Annotated in this window: 15 protein-coding genes; 11 read left to right on the top strand and 4 right to left on the bottom strand. The window is 62.7% G+C overall.

Features of this window, described 5'->3' with window-relative positions:
• Positions 1–17: 17 nt before the first annotated feature.
• The 4 genes from LB558_RS16740 (at position 18) to LB558_RS16725 (ending at position 7,242) form a co-directional block, all read left to right on the top strand.
• The gene (locus LB558_RS16740) at positions 18–2,801 is read left to right on the top strand and encodes a valine--tRNA ligase (protein ID WP_224698561.1); all 2,784 of its coding nucleotides are present in this window, start codon (positions 18–20) and stop codon (positions 2,799–2,801) included.
• A gap of 357 nt (positions 2,802–3,158) precedes the next feature.
• Entirely contained in the window at positions 3,159–4,388 is a 1,230-nt protein-coding gene (locus LB558_RS16735; protein ID WP_224698560.1) for an OmpP1/FadL family transporter, read from the top strand.
• A 303-nt stretch (positions 4,389–4,691) separates the two neighbouring features.
• On the top strand, positions 4,692–6,416 hold the full coding sequence (ilvD, locus tag LB558_RS16730; protein ID WP_224698559.1) for a dihydroxy-acid dehydratase: 1,725 nt from the start codon (positions 4,692–4,694) through the stop codon (positions 6,414–6,416).
• A complete protein-coding gene (locus tag LB558_RS16725; protein ID WP_013531284.1) occupies positions 6,403–7,242 on the top strand; it encodes a tetratricopeptide repeat protein in 840 nt (279 codons plus the stop codon). Before ilvD ends, LB558_RS16725 begins: the two co-directional genes overlap by 14 nt.
• Before the next feature lie 49 nt (positions 7,243–7,291).
• Here the strand turns inward: LB558_RS16725 and LB558_RS16720 are convergent, their stop codons facing one another.
• The 4 genes from LB558_RS16720 to erpA form a co-directional block, all read right to left on the bottom strand.
• A complete protein-coding gene (locus tag LB558_RS16720; protein WP_318011646.1) occupies positions 7,292–7,609 on the bottom strand; it encodes a hypothetical protein in 318 nt (105 codons plus the stop codon).
• Positions 7,610–7,679: 70 nt separating this feature from the next.
• Positions 7,680–8,474, bottom strand: a complete 795-nt coding sequence (xth, locus tag LB558_RS16715) for an exodeoxyribonuclease III (RefSeq protein WP_127258708.1) — start codon at positions 8,472–8,474, stop codon at positions 7,680–7,682.
• A gap of 16 nt (positions 8,475–8,490) precedes the next feature.
• The gene (locus LB558_RS16710) at positions 8,491–8,886 is read right to left on the bottom strand and encodes a VOC family protein (RefSeq protein WP_224698557.1); all 396 of its coding nucleotides are present in this window, start codon (positions 8,884–8,886) and stop codon (positions 8,491–8,493) included.
• 1 nt (position 8,887) lies between these two features.
• Complete coding sequence (erpA, locus tag LB558_RS16705) at positions 8,888–9,235, bottom strand: iron-sulfur cluster insertion protein ErpA (protein WP_013531288.1); 348 nt, start codon at positions 9,233–9,235, stop codon at positions 8,888–8,890.
• Between the two features lie 90 nt (positions 9,236–9,325).
• On the opposite strand from erpA, the gene LB558_RS16700 reads away from it, so the two are divergent.
• From LB558_RS16700 to LB558_RS16670, 7 genes are all read left to right on the top strand, one after another.
• Entirely contained in the window at positions 9,326–10,540 is a 1,215-nt protein-coding gene (locus LB558_RS16700) for a deoxyguanosinetriphosphate triphosphohydrolase (protein ID WP_224698555.1), read from the top strand.
• A 75-nt stretch (positions 10,541–10,615) separates the two neighbouring features.
• The gene (gene argS, locus LB558_RS16695) at positions 10,616–12,373 is read left to right on the top strand and encodes an arginine--tRNA ligase (protein WP_224698554.1); all 1,758 of its coding nucleotides are present in this window, start codon (positions 10,616–10,618) and stop codon (positions 12,371–12,373) included.
• 103 nt (positions 12,374–12,476) lie between these two features.
• Complete coding sequence (locus LB558_RS16690) at positions 12,477–15,842, top strand: SPOR domain-containing protein (protein ID WP_224698553.1); 3,366 nt, start codon at positions 12,477–12,479, stop codon at positions 15,840–15,842.
• A gap of 131 nt (positions 15,843–15,973) precedes the next feature.
• On the top strand, positions 15,974–16,993 hold the full coding sequence (gene nagZ / locus LB558_RS16685) for a beta-N-acetylhexosaminidase (protein WP_224698552.1): 1,020 nt from the start codon (positions 15,974–15,976) through the stop codon (positions 16,991–16,993).
• Between the two features lie 61 nt (positions 16,994–17,054).
• On the top strand, positions 17,055–17,855 hold the full coding sequence (locus LB558_RS16680; protein WP_050596706.1) for a segregation and condensation protein A: 801 nt from the start codon (positions 17,055–17,057) through the stop codon (positions 17,853–17,855).
• Positions 17,852–18,619, top strand: coding sequence for an SMC-Scp complex subunit ScpB (gene scpB / locus LB558_RS16675; protein ID WP_224698551.1), 768 nt, complete (start codon positions 17,852–17,854; stop codon positions 18,617–18,619). The genes LB558_RS16680 and scpB overlap by 4 nt, the downstream gene beginning before the upstream one ends.
• Before the next feature lie 169 nt (positions 18,620–18,788).
• Complete coding sequence (locus LB558_RS16670; RefSeq protein ID WP_013531295.1) at positions 18,789–19,010, top strand: twin-arginine translocase TatA/TatE family subunit; 222 nt, start codon at positions 18,789–18,791, stop codon at positions 19,008–19,010.
• Positions 19,011–19,027 lie beyond the last annotated feature (17 nt).

Here is a 19,027-nt window from a genome sequence, read left to right as displayed (position 1 = left end):
GCGCGGACCATTTTCCCATGCTTGAAAAGACCTACGACGCCAAAACCGTCGAGCCGAAGATCGCCAAAGTCTGGGAAGAGGCCGACGCGTTTCGCGCCGGTGCCGGGGCCGAGGAGGGGGCGGAAGCCTTCACCATCGTCATCCCGCCGCCGAACGTCACCGGCTCGCTGCATATGGGCCATGCGCTCAACAACGCGCTGCAGGATATATTGGTGCGCTTCGAGCGCATGCGCGGCAAGAACGTGCTCTGGCAGCCGGGCATGGACCATGCCGGTATTGCCACGCAGATGGTGGTCGAGCGGCAGCTGATGGAAAAGCAGATCCATCGCCGCGACCTGACCCGCGAACAGTTCATCGAGAAAGTGTGGGAGTGGAAGGCCGAATCCGGCGGCGCGATCTTCAACCAGTTGAAGCGGCTCGGCGCCTCGGCCGACTGGTCACGCGAACGCTTCACCATGGACGAAGGCCTGTCCAAGGCCGTGCTCGAAGTGTTTGTCACGCTCTACAAGGAAGGGCTGATCTACAAGGACAAGCGCCTTGTGAACTGGGACCCCAAGCTGCTCACCGCGATCTCCGATCTCGAGGTCGAGCAGCAGGAGGTCAATGGCAATCTCTGGCACTTCCGCTACCCCATCGAGGGCGAAACCTTCGATTCGGAAAACCCGAAAACCTTCATCACCGTGGCGACAACTCGTCCCGAGACGATGCTGGGCGATACGGCCGTCGCCGTGCACCCCGACGACGAGCGCTTCCGGCATCTGGTCGGCAAGAACATCGTCCTGCCGATCGTCGGCCGCAGGATTCCCGTGGTGGCGGACGAGTATTCCGATCCGGAAAAAGGTTCCGGCGCGGTCAAGATCACGCCGGCGCACGATTTCAACGACTTCGAGGTCGGCAAGCGCCACAAGCTGCCGGCGATCAATATCCTGACCACGGAGGCGGCAGTAAGCCTCAGGGATAATGAGGATTTCCTTGCCGGCATCGAGGTGACGCCGGAGCGCCAGCTTGTCTGGGACGAGCTCGACGGCCTCGATCGCTTCGTCGCGCGCAAGAAGATCGTCGAGCTGATGGAAGAGGGCGGCTTCCTCGAAAAGGTCGAGCCGCATCGCCATGCCGTGCCGCATGGCGATCGCGGGGGCGTGCCGATCGAGCCGTTCCTGACCGAGCAATGGTATGCCAATGCGGCGGAACTGGCCAAGCCGGCAATCGCTTCAGTGCGCGAAGGACGCACGAACTTCGTGCCGAAGAACTGGGAAAAGACCTATTTCGACTGGATGGAGAACATCCAGCCCTGGTGCATCTCGCGCCAGCTCTGGTGGGGTCATCAGATTCCGGCCTGGTACGGACCGGACGGGCGCGTCTTCGTCGAGAAGACCGAGGAAGAGGCACTGAGCGCTGCGATCGAATTCTATCTGGCGCTGGAAGGACCGTGGAAGGCCTGGGTCGAGGACAAGCTGGAGAACTTCAAGCCGGGCGAGATTCTGACCCGTGACGAGGACGTGCTGGATACCTGGTTCTCGTCGGCGCTGTGGCCGTTCTCGACGCTGGGTTGGCCGGATGAGACGCCCGAGCTGAAGACCTATTACCAGACCGACGTGCTGGTGACCGGCTTCGACATCATCTTCTTCTGGGTCGCCCGCATGATGATGATGGGCCTGCACTTCATGGGCGAGGAGCCGTTCCACACCGTCTACGTCCATGCGCTGGTGCGTGACAAGAACGGGCAGAAGATGTCGAAATCGAAAGGCAACGTCATCGATCCGCTCGATCTCATCGACGAATACGGGGCCGATGCACTGCGCTTCACGCTGACGGTGATGGCGGCGCAGGGCCGCGACGTGAAGCTCGACCCGGCGCGCATCGCCGGCTATCGCAATTTCGGCACCAAGCTGTGGAACGCCACGCGCTTCGCCGAGATGAACGAGGTCGCGCGCAATGATGATTTCTGGCTGAACGACGCCAAGCTGGCGGTCAACCGCTGGATACTCACCGAGCTGACACGGGCGGCGCGCGAGATCACCGACGGCATTACCTCATATCGCTTCAACGAGGCAGCGGGCGCTGCCTACCGCTTCGTCTGGAACCTGTTCTGCGACTGGTACCTGGAACTGCTGAAGCCGGTGTTCATGGGCGCCGACGAAGCGGCCAAGGCCGAAAGCCGAGCCTGCGTCGCCTTCGTGCTCGACGAGATCTACAAGCTGCTGCATCCGATGATGCCGTTCATGACCGAGGAACTGTGGGCGCAGACCGCTGGCGAAGGCAAGCAACGCCCCTCGCTGCTGTGCCATGCCGCGTGGCCGTCGCCGGATTTCGAAGACGCCGAGGCCGCAGCAGACATCAATTGGCTGGTCGACCTCGTCTCCGGCATCCGCTCGGTGCGTTCGGAGATGAACGTGCCGCCGGCAGCCATTGCACCGCTCGTCGTGGTGGGCGCCAACGATGTGACACGCGAGCGCCTCGTTCGCGAGGATTCGGCGATCAAGCGGCTGGCGCGGGTCGGCGACATCTCGCTTGCCGATGTCGCGCCCAAAGGTTCGGCGCAGATCGTGCTCAACGAGGCGACGATCTGCCTGCCGCTTGGCAGCCTGATCGACCTCGCCGCCGAGGCTGCACGGCTGCAGAAGGAACTGGCCAAGGTGACCGAAGAGATCGCGCGCCTGCACAAGAAGCTGTCGAACGAAAGGTTCGTCGCCAGCGCGCCCGCCGAGATCGTCGATGCCGAGCGTGAAAAGCTCGCCGAATACCGCGATGCGCAGGACAAGCTGTCGGTCGCGTTGGTCAGGGTTCGCGACGCCGGCTGAGGGTAGATTCGCGAGACTTAGCCCTCTCTAAAATGCTGGTTTTCCACCTCGAAAATCAGCATGCCGTTGCGTTAATTTTGACGTAAACGGAAGTTTTAGCCCCATTGTTGCCATAATGTAACAATGGGGTTCCCGGACCTCGAAAAACGCTGTTTTCGAACCTTTTTGGATGGGTTTCCTCTGTTTTTTGGAAGCATATCCGCCATCACGGACCGTTTTTCGGCCTTGCCGCATCCGGTTGCATTTTGTCGAAAATGCGTCTGGCGAATGTGTACATGTACGCCCTTGAATTCGTTGTTGCACCGTTAACCTGAATTGGTTCTAGCTTGATGCACTCGAATTCGGGGAGGACATTTCATGACTATTCTGCGACTGAAAGCGCTGCTGGGGGCGGGCTGCTTTTCGCTGACTTTGATCGGGACGGCGATGAACTCGGCACATGCCGGCGGCCTGGAGCGCGGCGGCTACGATATCGACCTGTTGTTCGATCCGGCGCCGTTCGCTACGGAAGCTGAAGCGACCTATGTCATGCCGGATCGCAAGTACAAGAATGCAACTGGGCCAGCCGGCTTTAATTTCCTCAATTCCACGGCCGATGGCGCCGAGGGCTATTGGGTTCCGCGCATCGGAGCCAAGGTCCAGGTTGTGCAGGGCGTCGATTGCATGGTTGACTATTCACAGCCATGGGGCGCGCACACAGCCCCCGGGGCGTCGTGGAACGGCGCGTTTTCCAACGTCGAAACGGATATCAAGAGCAACAACTACGCCGGCACCTGCTCCTACAAGTTCGATGTCGGCAAGGGCCAGCTCCGTTTTATCGGCGGCCTGTTCTACCAGGAAATTTCAGGCTTCAAGGAAAGCTTGGTGGGTTTCAATCCATTTGGGCCGTCACCGATCGGCCGCGTCGACCTGGAGGCCAACGGCTGGGGTTGGCGAGCCGGCGTCGCCTACGAAATCCCCGACATCGCGTTGCGCGCGAGCCTCGTCTACAATTCGAAAGTCAAGCTCGACAATATCTCGGGAACGCTCGATCTCACCAGTGTCGGCGGGCAAATTATACCGATCTTCGGTGCGACGGAGTACATGCCGGACTCGGTGGAGTTGAAACTGCAGTCAGGCATCGCGCCCGGCTGGCTCGCTTTCGGCTCGATCAAGTGGGTCAACTGGAGCTTGCTGCAAAGCGTCCCGATCTGCCCAGTGGGCTTTCCGGCATCGTCATGCGTCACGGGTTCACCGGTTGCTGTGACTTCGCTCGACCTGATGTACCGAGATGGCTGGACCGTTTCAGGTGGTGTCGGCCACAAGTTCAACGATCAGTGGAGTGCCGCTGGCCAGCTTTCCTGGGATCGTGGTACGTCACATGGCTATGGTGCACAGACCGATACCTGGACGCTGGGTGGCGGCGTTGCTTATACGCCCACGCCGAATATCGAGGTTCGTCTGGCAGGGGCGGTCGGTGTGCTGACCAGCGGCCATTCGGGGGAGTTGGCGGGTGAGAACGGCTATGTCGCAGGCGTGGATGGCAGCTACGATTTTGGCAACGATCTGGTCACGGCAATTTCCGGCGGCATCAAGATCAAGTTCTAAGCGACTGACAATTCTGGAAAAAGGCCGGGCAATACCCGGCCTTTTTCATTTTGGGCGGGCCTTGGGCATGCCAAACATAAGCTCGATTGCAGAGAGTCCGTACCGCCTTCGCCTCCTGCTATTGTGACGTTTTGGCAACACTTCCTGAACAACCCCTGCGCTGGAAGCCGGGCTGAGGAAATTGCCCATTTCCCGCCATAAACCCGGCGCACCTCGATCTTGTCTCGGGACACGCGCCAAAAGGCTCGGCGAGGGGGCAGGCCGCTCCGCCCCATTTGCAGGGAAGATGGGGCAAGGAAGAGTATGGACGCCAAAGTCATCTCCAAGGCTAAGCTCCCCAGCCGCTATGTGACCGTCGGTCCGGCGCGTGCGCCGCATCGTTCTTATCTCTATGCCATGGGTTTGTCGGCGGCCGAGATTGCGCAGCCGCTGGTCGGTGTCGCCTCCTGCTGGAACGAGGCGGCGCCCTGCAACATCTCGCTGATGCGCCAGGCGCAGGTGGTCAAGAAGGGCGTCGCTGCCGCCAGCGGCACGCCGCGCGAATTCTGCACCATCACCGTCACCGACGGCATCGCCATGGGTCACCAGGGCATGAAGTCGTCGCTGGTGTCGCGCGAGGTCATCGCCGATTCGGTCGAACTCACCATGCGCGGCCATTGCTACGATGCGCTGGTCGGGCTGGCCGGTTGCGACAAGTCGCTGCCCGGCATGATGATGGCCATGGTGCGGCTCAACGTGCCGTCGATCTTCATCTATGGCGGTTCGATCCTGCCTGGCAGCTATCGCGGTCGCCAGATCACCGTGCAGGATGTGTTCGAGGCGGTTGGCCAGCACTCGGTAGGCACCATCGATGATGCCGAACTTCTCGAAATCGAGCAGGCGGCCTGCCCGTCGGCCGGCTCCTGCGGCGCCCAATTCACCGCCAACACCATGGCCACCGTTGCCGAGGCGATTGGCCTGGCGCTGCCCTATTCCTGCGGCGCGCCTGCACCCTATGAAATGCGCGACCGATTCAATTTCGCCTCGGGCGAAAAGATCATGGAACTGATTGCGAAAAATATCCGGCCGCGCGACATCGTCACGCTGAAGGCGCTGGAGAATGCGGCGACCGTGGTCTCGGCCACCGGCGGTTCGACCAACGCGGCACTGCATCTGCCGGCGATCGCCCATGAGGCCGGCATCAAGTTCGACCTGTTCGACGTGGCCAAGATCTTCGAGAAGACGCCTTACATCGCCGACCTCAAGCCGGGCGGTAAATATGTCGCCAAGGACATGTTCGAGGCCGGCGGCATTCCGCTGCTGATGAAGACGCTGCTCGACCACGGCTATCTGCATGGTGACTGCATGACCGTGACTGGCCGCACTTTGGCCGAAAACATGCAGCACGTTGTCTGGAATGAGCATCAGGATGTGGTCCGCCCGGCCAACACACCCATTACCCAAACCGGCGGTGTCGTGGGCTTGAAGGGAAACCTTGCCCCCGAAGGCGCGATCGTGAAGGTCGCGGGCATGGCGGAGTTGAAGTTCTCCGGCCCGGCACGCTGCTTCGATTCGGAAGAGGAATGTTTCGAGGCGGTGACGCAGCGCAATTACAGGGAAGGCGAGGTACTCGTCATTCGCTACGAAGGACCGCGCGGCGGCCCCGGCATGCGCGAGATGCTGTCGACGACGGCAGCTCTTTACGGCCAGGGCATGGGTGGCAAGGTGGCGCTGATCACCGACGGGCGCTTCTCGGGCGCGACGCGCGGTTTCTGCATCGGCCATGTCGGCCCTGAAGCAGCCGTGGGCGGCCCGATCGGACTGCTCAGGGATGGTGACGTGATCTCGATCGACGCGGTGAACGGCATGATCGACGTGGCGTTGTCCGATAGCGAACTGGCGGCGAGGGCAAAGACATGGAAGGCGCGCGCGACCGATTATCAGTCGGGCGCGATATGGAAATATGCACAGACGGTAGGGCCGGCGCGCGATGGCGCGGTGACCCATCCAGGCGGTGCGAAAGAAACACACTGTTATGCGGACATCTGAGTTGTTGAGGTCGTCTGTCTTTTCGGCACTGGTCGTGGCCGCCACGTTTGGCGCGACCTTTGGCGCCGTGGGCCAGGCCATGGCCTTCGACGACAAGGTGTTCGACGACAAGACCGGGGTGAAGCCGCAATCCAGCCCGTGGGCGGTGTTCCAGTTCGGCTTCTCCGCCTACAAGAACGGCCACAAGGAACAGGCCGCCGAGGCCTACAAATACGCCGCCGAAAACGGCCAGATCGGCGCCACCTGGAAGCTTGCCCGCATGTATGCCGAGGGCGACGGCGTGGCGCGCGACGACTATGAGGCGTTCAAGTTCTTCTCCGAGATCGTCGACCAGGATGTCGAGCCCGGCTCGCCTGAGGAAAGCTATGTCTCCGACGCGCTGGTGGCGCTTGGCGACTATTTGCGCACGGGCATTCCCGGCAGCCCGGTCACCGAGAACGAGGTGGCGGCCCAGGAATATTACATGCGCGCCGCCGCCAACTACCGCAATCCGAACGCGCAGTTCGAAATGGGGCAGATGTTCCTGAAGGGCGAGGGCGGCGTGAAGGCCAGCGTCAAGCAGGCCGGGCGCTGGTTCCAGCTCGCCGCCGAGAAAGGCCATGCCGGTGCACAGGCGACACTGGGCCATCTGTTGTTCCAGAGCGGTAAGATCGTTCGCGGCCTGGCGATGATGACGGCAGCGCTCGAACGCGCGTCGCCGGCTGACCAGCCCTGGATCCGCGGCATGCAGGAAGAGGCATTTGCCACCGCCGGCGAGGCCGACCGACGCACCGCCATCTCGCTGGCCGATGATATCCTCACCAAGGGCAACAACGCGGATCAGTAGTCTCGCGGCCGCGTCAGCTTCAGCAGCAGCACTCGATTTTCGGTCGTGATCAGTTTTCGATCGGCTCCGTCGGCACCATGCTGGGCGCCGGCGTTGAGATCGGCGTGACATGGGGGTGTGGCGCCAGCGTGTTTTCCGGGCAGCTATCCCCGATCTTGGTCCACGAGGTGTTGTTGAGCACCATGTCGCAGCGGGCCAGATGGCTCCGGTCGGCAACCGTCAGGCAGGCGACCTGGCCAAGCTGGTAGGATTTTCCGTTGGCCAGGCATTCCTGGTCGGCAAATGCCGCCGCAGGAGCGGCCACGGCAAATGCCAGGCCGATCGGACAAAGAGAAAATCGAATGGTCATGGGAACCCCTGCCGCCATGCTGATCCCCATCAAGCGCCGGAATGTGGCTATATGAGGTCCAGCGCAGACCTGCCTGGCGAGGGCTCTCTCAGGCCGGCTGAAGCGCGAGATCGATCGCCACCGGGACGTGATCGGACGGCTTTTCCCAGGCACGCACATGCTTTTCGATCGAGGCCGATGAGAACCGGTTGGCGGCTTCCGGCGACAAAAGCAGATGGTCGATGCGGATGCCGTTGTTCTTCTGCCAGGCGCCGGCCTGATAGTCCCAGAATGTGTATGTGTCGGGCGCGTCGGTGACCGCGCGCACCGCCTCGGTGAAACCAAGGTTGAGCAGCCGCCGGAAGGATTGTCGCGTCTGCGGCTGGAACAGCGCGTCGCCCAGCCAGTTCTCCGGAAACCGCGCGTCGATCGGCTCGGGAATGACGTTGTAGTCGCCGGCGAGCACCAGAGCCTCCTCCAGTCGCAGCCGTTCTTCGGCCCAACGCTCCAGCCGCGCCATCCAGGACAGCTTGTAAGGAAACTTCTTCTCGTCATCGATCGGATTGCCGTTCGGCAGATAGAGCGAGGCAACGCGCAGCGCGCCCTTGTCGGTCGAGAAAACCCCTTCGATGAAACGTGCCTGTTCGTCGGCATCGTCGCCGGGCAGGCCTCGGATCACCTCGTCGAAGCGCAGCTTCGACAGCAGGGCGACGCCGTTGAAACCCTTTTGGCCGTGGGTTTCGACATTGTAGCCAAGCGCCTCGATCTCGGCGCGCGGGAATTGCTCGTCGACCGACTTGATCTCCTGCAGGCAGACGATATCGGGCGCGCTCTCGGTCAGCCAATGGGTGAGGTTGCCGATGCGGGCGCGGACACCGTTGATGTTCCAGGTGACGATCTTCATGTCGGTCTCGATGCTGTTAGCTGGGTTCTGGCGGCGGATGGCGTTCGACCAGGCCGATCGTATTGCCCGCGGGGTCCTTTAGGAAGGCCATCCATTCGCTTTCCCCAGCTGGGCCGAACTGGCCCTCCGTGTCGCGATGGACAAGCGTTGGCGGCGCGGTGAAGGGCACGCCGGCGGCAGCAGCCGAGGCATGGAACTGATCAAGGCCCGATATGTCGAGATAGACGGTTCCGGCCGGTACGCCGTCGGTGAACAGCAGCCTGATTTCTCCGGCCATGATGAAGGCGATGCCCGGCGGATCGAAGCGTGCATGGACGGCCATTCCGAGTACATCGCGCCAGAAAGCCAGCGTCACGTCGAGGTCACGGCCAGCCGACAGCGCGATCTGACGGACCGCACCGATAGCAGGCATTCTATATGGAGAAACTCGTGCCGCAGCCGCAGGAGGCGACGGCGTTCGGATTGCGGATCTGGAACGACTGACCCATCAGATCGTCGACGAAATCGATTACTGAGCCGCCCATATAGACCAGCGACAGGTCGTCGATCAGCACGGTGGCACCGTCCTTCTCGATGGCGACGTCGTCGTCGTTGCGCGTATCGACCAGATCGAACTTGTAGGAGAAGCCCGAGCAACCACCGCCTTCGACCGAAACGCGCAGCGCCGTCTTGCCGGCCTCGTTCGAAACAATCCTGGCGATCCGCTTGGCGGCGGCCTCGGTCATATCGACTTTCATGGCAGTCTTGGCATCAGCGCCCATGGGCGTCACCTTGCTTTCGGTTTCACATGATAGGTATGAAGCGCGAGGGGCCAAGTCAACCTGGCTAAGTCAAACGCGGCAGCATCAGCCATGACCAATGAGTTGGGCGACATCGGATTCGGCTATCGGCCACGCGCCGTCTATGCCTGCGATCCGGCAAACTCGCGCGGACGGCTGTTCGACGAGGTGGAAAGCCCGACCCGCACGCCATTCCAGCGTGACCGTGACCGCATCATCCATTCGACGGCCTTCCGCCGGCTGAAGCACAAGACGCAGGTCTTCATCGCGCATGAAGGCGACCACTACCGCACCCGGCTGACCCATTCGATCGAAGTGGCGCAGATTGCGCGCGCCCTGGCACGTGCGCTGCGCGGCGACGAGGATTTGGCCGAGGCGGTGGCGCTGGTGCATGATTTCGGCCACACGCCCTTCGGCCACACCGGCGAGGACGCGCTGAACGAGAAGATGGCCGCCTGGGGCGGCTTCGACCATAACGCGCAATCGCTGCGCATCGTGACAAGGCTGGAGGCGCGCTACGCAGAATTCGACGGGCTCAACCTGACCTGGGAAACGCTGGAAGGCCTGGTCAAGCACAATGGGCCGCTGACGGATGCCAACGGCAAGGGTCTGAAAGGACCGGTGCCCCAGGCGATCCGTGATTATTCCGAACTGCACGATCTCGAACTCGACCGGTTCGCCGGCGTAGAGGCGCAATGCGCGGCGATCGCCGACGATATCGCCTACAACACGCATGACATCGACGACGGTTTGAGGGCAGGGCTGCTGACGCTGGACATGCTGGAGACGGTTTCGCTGCCGGGAACCATCCTGAAAGGCGTTCGTGCACGCTATCCCTCCCTCGATGCCGTGCGCACCGGCCACGAGCTGATGCGGCGGCAGATAACCGCCATGGTCGAGGACGTGATCAAGTCGACGACCGCCAATCTCGATCGCATCAGGCCGCGGAGCGCCGATGCGGTGAGGGCGGCTGGTGAGACGATGGTGGTTTTCTCGGCCGAAATGGCTGCCTTGGAGAAAGAACTGAAGGCCTTTCTGTACAAGCACCTCTACCGGCACGCGGAAGTTATGCGGGTGCGCGCTGATGCCGAGCAGATCGTCAAGGATCTGTTCGACGCCTATTTCGCCGATCCGCGCGCCATGCCGGATGGCTGGCGTGAGGGGCTGGATCGGGCCGATGATCGCATCAAGGCGCGCAGCGTCGCCGACTTCCTGGCGGGTATGACCGACACCTACGCGCTCAAGGAGCACCGGCGTTTGTTTGACCATACGCCTGAATTGGGCTAGGGCGGGCTCGATTTTGCCGGCCAACGAGCCGGATTCGCTGCAAAGCCGCCAGAGCCAGACCCCAGAGTCACACAAATGAACATCTTCGCCGATTTCACCGCGCGAATCACAAGAGCCGTCGAAGCGCTTGATCTGAAAGACAAAGATGGTGTTTCGCCTGACCTGTCGCGCATCGCCGTCGAGCCGCCGCGCGACGCCAGCCATGGCGACCTGGCGACCAATGCGGCGATGGTGCTGGCCAAGCCGACCGGCCAGAACCCGCGCGCGCTGGCCGAAAGGCTGGCGCAGGCGCTGCGCGACGACAAGGATGTCGCGGGAACAGAGGTGGCCGGCCCCGGTTTCGTCAATCTCAGGCTGAAGGACGGCTTCTGGCAGGCACATCTGACCGCACTGCTCGGCGAGGGCCGCAGCTATGGCCGCTCTACGGTCGGCGGCGGCAGGAAGACCAATGTCGAATATGTCTCGGCCAATCCGACCGGGCCGATGCATGTCGGCCATTGCCGGGGTGCTGTCGTCGGCGACGCGCTTGCCAATCTGATGGCCTTCGCCGGTTACGACGTGACCAAGGAATACGTCATCAACGACGCCGGCTCGCAGATCGACGTGCTCGGCCGTTCCGCATTCCTGCGTTACCGCGAAGCGCTGGGCGACGATATCGGTGAAATACCTGGCGGTCTCTATCCCGGCGATTACCTGGTGCCTGTCGGCCAGGCGCTGGTCACGGAATTCGGCCGCTCGCTTCTGCAGATGCCCGATGACGAGGCGCTCGCCATCGTCAAGGATCGCACCATCGATGCGATGATGGCGATGATCCGCGAGGACCTGGCGATGCTCAACGTGCATCACGACGTGTTCTTCTCCGAGCGCACGCTGCACGCCGACAATGCCAGGAAGATCCGCTCGGCGATCAACGATCTGACGCTGAAGGGCCATATCTACAAGGGCAAGCTGCCGCCGCCCAAGGGCGAAAAACCCGACGATTGGGAGGACCGCGAGCAGACGCTGTTCCGCTCGACCGCGGTCGGCGACGACATGGACCGGGCGCTGGTCAAGTCCGATGGTTCGTTCACCTATTTCGCCGCCGACGTCGCCTATCTCAAGGACAAGGTCGATCGCGGCTTCGTCGACCTGATCTATGTGCTCGGCGCCGACCATGGCGGCTATGTCAAACGGCTGGAAGCCTTGGCGCGGGCGATTGCCGGCGACGAGGTGAAGCTCACTGTCCTGCTGTGCAATCTGGTCAAGCTGTTTCGCGAGGGCGAACCGGTGCGCATGTCGAAACGGTCGGGCGATTTCGTGACGTTGCGCGAAGTGGTGGAGGAGGTGGGCCGCGACGCGATCCGCTTCATGATGCTCTATCGCAAGAACGATGCGCCGCTTGATTTCGATTTTGCCAAGGTGACCGAGCAGTCCAAGGACAATCCGGTGTTCTATGTCCAGTACGCCTCGGCGCGCTGCCATTCGGTGTTCCGGCAGGCGAGCGAGCAACTGGGCGAAGCCAATTTCGACCGCAACAGCCTGGCCTCAGCCGCGGCATTGCTGACCGACGAGGGCGAGATCGGCCTGATCCGCAAGCTTGCCGAATACCCGCGCCTGATCGAGTCCGCCGCCCTTGCGCTCGAGCCGCATCGACTGGCATTCTACCTCTATGATCTGGCTTCCAGCTTCCACGGACACTGGAACCGTGGCACGGATAATCCGGACTTACGTTTTGTTAAGGTTAACGACCGACAATTGACGCATGCCAGACTAGGGCTGGTGCAGGCTGTTTCGGACGTTTTGACGTCCGGTCTGACGTTGATCGGGGCCGCCGCGCCCACCGAAATGCGTTAGGTTTGACTAAATAACCTGTCACCTTTTGCCCACATTGCGCTGGTAAGGGCCAACCCTACGCGACGTCCATGGCGTCCGAATGAGTGCGAGTTCGGGAACAATAATGGCAGACAGAACCCAGCTGAGAGTAGCCGACAACAACGACATCGCTGACGATGATCCGTTCGCGGAATTGACCAGGATCATGGGATTCGACCCGCGCCAGCCGGTCAGGCCGCAGTCGCCCGCCCAACCGCAGGCCCCAGCCGCCGGTCACGGGCTCGAAGAGGGCGATTTCGATATCGACCTCGAGAAGGAAATGATGGGCGAGTTCGGCGCTGACGACAGCGACGCCGCTCCGGTTGTTCAGGCTCAGCAGACTCATGAGCCGAGCTTCGTGCATGAGCCGGCATTCGAAGCGGCTGACGCCAGCGCGATGGACGACGAGCTTTCGGTGTCGCTCGACGACGATTTCCAACTGGACATGGCTGAGATCGACGACCACGTCGCCAGCGCCACCCATGTGGTCGCAGCTGAAGCCGCGCCGTCCGTCGAGCCGGCTTTCGCGTCTGATTTTGGCGATGCCGTCGCCGGTTCGCTTGAGGACGTGTCTCCCTTCGAGGACGATCAGTCGATGGCGGACGAGCTTGCCGCCTCGCTCGACCAGGACCTTCGGATCGATGAGGGAGCGGAAGAGGCCCAGTACGCCGTTGCCGACACGCCCGCTTCTGTCGAGCCAGTTGCCTCCGATGACGAATTCGACGATGCGGTGGCAGTGTCGCTTGAAGACGAGCTGATGCTCGACGACCATTCGGCAGCGGAACAGTCATTCATGGCCGCCGATCCCGTCGAGCATGCCATGCCGGAACAGGCGGCGGCGCGTGACGGCCAGGCAATCTCCGACGAGAGCTTTGCCGGCCATTTCGACGATGCCATGGCTGATGTCGACATGGATTTCGACGTTCGTGCGGATGAGCCGACCGCCTTCAACGAGCCGGAAGCGCATGAAGTGCTTGCCGATGCGGCGGACTCAACAGGCGAGATTTCCAACCCTAAAGGCCTGTCGGACGATGCTTTCGACCTGAACTTCGACGATACGTTCGCCGAAACGGTCGAAGAGCCGGTCGCCGAGGTTGCTGCCGCTACGGCCCAGCCGGCGGCGCCAGAAGCCAATGTTGCGCCGGCGGTGCACGCCCCGCTCGCGGACGAGCGGAGCCTGGAAGATGAGTTGAATGCGCTGCTGGGTGCCATGACGGCGCGCACGGCGCCGGTGGCCAGCGAGCCTGTCACGGCTCAGCCGGCTGTCGCTGCTCTGCCGCCTGTTGCCGAGCCCGCCGAGGAACCGGCCGACCTTGTCGGCGACCTCGACTGGGATCTTGACGAATCCACACCTGAGCAGAATCGGCATGTTGGCACGGCGCAAGCGGCCGCTGCGGATATTGACGATCTTATGCTTGATGAACCCCAGGATCCGAACTCGGACACCATTGGCGATGTCGATTTCGACGATGAGGCGTTGGACGCCGCTTTGGCCCAGGGCCTTGATCCGCGTGACGAAGCCGCTCCCCGGGACAATTCGGCGGATTCTCTCGATTGGCTTGCCGAGCGTTCCCAGCCGACAGAGCCGACGCGTTCGTGGAGCCGCGTGACGCCGGTTCCGCAGCAGCCGTCATTCAGCGCGCAGCCTGCGTTTAGCGCTCAGCCTGCGTTTAGCGCTCAGCCTGCGTTTAGCGCTCAGCCGGCCGCTTCGATGGCATCCGTGGCCGCAGCGCCGGCAGTCGCCGCCATGACGTCCTATCGTTCGTCCGAGCCGGTCGAGACCGGGGCTCCCGCTGCCCCAGTATCGGCGCCGCAATCGCGCCAGCCGGAGCGTTACGAAGACATGCCCGATGTCGAGACGGTCGATGTGCCCGAGCGTGTCGTGGCGCTGGCGGACGATCTCGATATTCCCGAGCTGCACTTCGAGGAAGACCAGCCGGCATCGCCTGGCTACGACGATCTCGATGCCGAGTTCTCCAGCCTTCTCTCCGAGATGAACGCGGTGGAGGTCGCTGCCGCCCCCACAGGCAACGTGGCCGGCGCATCTTACGATGATGACTCCTATGCCGCGGGCTTCAAGCCGGGCTATGACAGCCTCAAGCCGGGCTATGACAGTGCTAAGTCGGGCTATGAGCCGGAAGCGCGGACCTATGCGGCGCGGCCGATGGACATGTCTGCCCGCGCGGCGGCGCCCACGGGTTATGCCGACGCCTCTGGCTTCGACCTCGACAGTCTGCCAGGGAGCCAGCCGGTTTCCCAGGCCGACGATTTCACCGTCGACGAACTCGACTACGATCCCGAACTCGACGAGGCTATGGCTGTTCCGGGGCTCGGCGAGCGTGAGGCCGCGAGGCCGTCGCGCGGACGCGGCCTGTTCACCGCCGCCATTGTCGGCGCGGTCGCGGTCGCGGGCGGTCTCGGTGCCTTTGCGCTGTCCTTTGGCGGCAAGGGCGGCAGCGAAGCTCCTGTCATCGTCAAGGCCGACAACGCGCCGATTAAGGTCAAGCCGGAGAATCCGGGCGGCGCCGTGGTGCCCAACCAGGACAACAAGGTCTACGACGCGGTCAGGGGCGCAAAGCAGGCCGAGCCGGTCCAGGAAAAGCTGGTTACCAACACCGAAGAGCCGGTGGACGTGCAGGCGAAGGACCCAGCGCGCGCCATCGGTCTTTCGCCGGGCCAGAATGCAGCCGCCGCTGGAACCGATGTCGGCAATGCCGCGCCGATGGCCGACGCCGCTTCGGCTGACAATACGGCGCCAGCGCCCAAGTCCGAGGACCGCATCGCGCAGGTGCTGCAGGATGCCGACAAGGGCACAAATGCCGATGTCGTCGCCGTTGCGCCGCGCAAGGTGAGGACCATGGTGGTCAAGTCGGACGGTTCGCTGGTGCCGCGTGAAGATCCGGCGGCGCCCGCCGCTCCGCAAGTGGCCGCTACCGAGCCGGTCGATCCGGCGCCGCAGCATGTTGCCCCGGCGGCGCAAGCCGATGCGGACCAGACCGGCACCGTGGCGCCTGCCGCCGCCCAGACGGACGACGAGCCGGCCCTCAAGCCGGTGGCCAAGCCGAAGGCCGAGGCCCAATCGGCCAACACGCCGGCAAAGGTTCCGCTCGCGCCGCAGCGTCCGTCCGACCAGCCGGTCGATGTCGTCGGCGAGGTCAAGCCCGATCAGGTTGCGTCCATCGATCCGGCATCGACCGCGGCCGGCGGTGGCTCGTGGTCGATGCAGATCGCCTCGCAGCCGACCGTCGAAAGCGCCCAGTCCAGCTATCAGGATCTGCAGCGCCGCTATGGCAGCGTGCTTGCCGGACGTACCGCCAACATCGTCAAGGCCGAGATCGCCGGCAAAGGCACGTTCTACCGCGTGCGCGTTCCGGCTCAGTCCCGCAATGACGCCATCAATTTGTGCACCAGCTACAAGGCCGCCGGCGGCAACTGCTTCGTCTCGCGCTAAAGCCTGAGCCAACCAATTAAAGCCGGCGCGGTCCACCGCGCCGGCTTTTTCATGGGGAAAGCAGATCCGGCGTTGCCATGGATGAATCCCTGACGATTCCCTTTGATCGCACAAAGCCCTAAACTGCCGACATGACCGAATCAAAATCCATGATCCTCGGCTGTGCCGGGAAATCGCTCACCCGCGAAGAAATCAATTTCTATCGCAATGAATGCCCGTGGGCCTTCATCCTGTTTGCGCGCAACATTGGCGAGACCGAACAGATCCGCGATCTGGTCGCCGAGATGCGGGACTGCATTGGGCGTCCGGACGCGCTGGTGTTCATCGATCAGGAAGGCGGCCGTGTGCAGCGCTTGCGACCGCCGCTGGCGCCGAACTATCCCGCCGGCGGCGCGCTCGGCGCGCTGTGGCGCGACGATCATGATGCCGGCGCCCGCGCGGCCTGGCTGATGGCGCGGCTGCATGCTTTCGACCTGCTGCGCTATGGCATCACAGCCGATTGCCTGCCGGTGCTCGACGTGCCGATCGAAGGCGCCAGCGATGTCATTGGCGCGCGCGCCTATGGCAAGGACCCGCGACCGGTGATTGAACTCGGCCGTGCCGCCGCGGAAGGGCTGATGGCAGGCGGCGTGCTGCCGGTCATGAAGCATATTCCGGGTCATGGACGTGCCTTTGCCGACACGCATTTCGAACTGCCAGTGGTCAATGCATCGCTCAGTGATCTGCAGCGGCATGATTTCGCCCCGTTCAAGGAGCTTAGCCATCTGCCGATGGCGATGACAGCCCATGTCGTCTACAGCGCGATAGACCCCAACAATCCGGCGACCACCTCCGGCAAGGTCATCGACGAGATCATCCGGCGCGAAATCGGCTTCGACGGACTGCTGATGAGCGACGACACCTCGATGAAGGCACTTTCTGGGGATTTCCCGACAAAGGCGGCCTCGATCCTTGCGGCGGGCTGCGATCTGGTCCTTCACTGCAACGGGGTTTTCGAGGAGATGGCCGGCATTGCATCGCGCACCACGGGGCTTGAGGGCACGTCGCTGGAGCGCGCAAAGCGGGCGCTGACCTATATAAAGAACCGTGACACGGTTGAAGAAACCGAAATACGTGCCGAATTCGCCACCTACTTCGATGCGGTGGCATAGCAAAGGGAAGTGACAGGCAGTGGCGGAGACATTGGAAAGCAAGGCCGCAAAGGCCGCACCGATGGACCGTCTATGGGCCGAGAATGACGATTCACGCGTCACCGGCGACCCGTCTCTGGTCGTCGACGTGGCCGGCTTCGAAGGTCCGCTCGATCTTCTGCTGCATCTTGCCCGCACCCAGAAGGTCGATCTGGCGCGCATTTCGATCCTGGCACTGGTCGAGCAATATCTGACCTTTGTCGAGACGGCGAGGGCGCTCAGGCTGGAGCTTGCCGCCGACTATCTCGTGATGGCGGCGTGGCTGGCCTTCCTCAAGTCGAAGCTCCTGATCCCCAAGCAGCCCGGCGACGAGGGCGAAAGCGGCGAGGAACTGGCGGCGGTGCTGCAGTTCCGTCTGAAGCGGCTGGAAGCCATGCGCGACGCCTCGGCGCGCCTGGTCAACCGCAACCGGCTCGGCCGCGACGTGTTCGCGCGCGGGATGCCGGAAATGGTCATCGTCGAAAAGCGTAACGCCTATTCGGCGTCGCTCTACGATCTCTTGACCGCCTATGCCCAGCAGCGGCAGAAGCAGGCGATCAACAATGTGACGATCGCCAGGCGTGGCGTCTGGTCGCTCAAGGACGCGCGCGACATCCTGACTCGCCTGGTCGGGGCTGCAAGTGACTGGACGGCGCTGGAAAGTTTTCTAATCGCATACATGACCAGTCCCGAGGAGCGGCGCACGGCGATCGCCAGCTCGTTTGCGGCCACGCTGGAGCTGGTGCGCGACGGCACGATGGACGTGCGGCAGGATCAGACGTTCGCGCCGATCTACCTGCGCGGCCGCACGCAGGCAATCAAGGCAGTCGAGGTGGCATCATGAGCGAACGCGCCAACGCTTCGGTTGTCCCGTTCAAGGTCGGCGATGAACCCGAAGAGGAGTCGCTTTCCCAGGATTCGGCCGAGCAGCAGCTACAAAACCCGGCCGAGCGGCTGCATCTGGCCGAGGCCGTGCGCATGGCCGAGGCGATCGTGTTCGCCAGCGCCGAACCCATCAGCGAAAAGCAGCTAGCGGCACGCCTCCCTGACGGCATCAACATCGCCCTGGCCATGGCCGAGCTGCAGCAGATCTATGCGCGGCGCGGCGTCAATCTGGTGCGTGTCGGCGACGCTTGGGCGTTCCGCACCGCCGGCGACCTGGCTTTCCTGATGAGCCGCGATACCGTCCAGCAAAGGAAGCTCTCCCGCGCGGCCCTCGAAGTGCTGGCGATCATTGCCTATCACCAGCCGGTGACCCGCGCCGAGATCGAGGACATCCGCGGCGTCGAAACCTCGAAAGGCACGCTCGACACGCTCCTGGAAACGGAATGGGTGCGCATGCGCGGTCGGCGAAAGACGCCCGGACGCCCAGTCACCTACGGCACAACGGAGACCTTCCTCGACCATTTCGCGCTGGAAGAGATCCGCGATCTTCCCGGCATGGAGGAACTGAAGGGGGCTGGACTGCTTTCGGGCCGCATGCCGTCGAATTTCTCCATTCCGCAGCCGCCGGCCGATCCCGACGCATTGACCGACGACGAGGATGCGCTGACCGATATCGATCTCGAGGAACTCGGCCTGCTGACGCCGCGCGTCACGGAAGATTGACTGGCATTGGCGGCCAACTTGATGAGGATGCGCGGATTCGTAGCGGGCCTTCGCGTCGAAAATGCGTGACATCCGCCACCCTTTCATAAACTCTGTCGCAGTTGTGTTTGAATCCCAACGCGAAAACGCATAGATCATCGCCAGGGAAAACATTCGAGAGAGATTTGCTATGGGTTCATTTTCGATTTGGCACTGGATGATCGTGCTGGTGATCGTGCTTTTGGTGTTCGGCCGCGGTAAGATTCCCGAGCTGATGGGCGACATGGCCAAGGGCATCAAGAGCTTCAAGAAGGGCATGGCCGACGACGACGTTGCCGAAGACAAGCGCACCGTCGAACATCGCGCCGACGAGACCGTTGCGGCCGCGAAGGAAAAAGCCAGCAAGAGCTGAGCCCAAGGTTCTAGTCG

Source organism: Mesorhizobium sp. CO1-1-8 (assembly GCF_020164875.1).
Lineage (GTDB): Bacteria > Pseudomonadota > Alphaproteobacteria > Rhizobiales > Rhizobiaceae > Mesorhizobium.
Note: the sequence above shows the minus strand (reverse complement) of the source record. Positions and strands in the feature narration are given on the sequence as shown.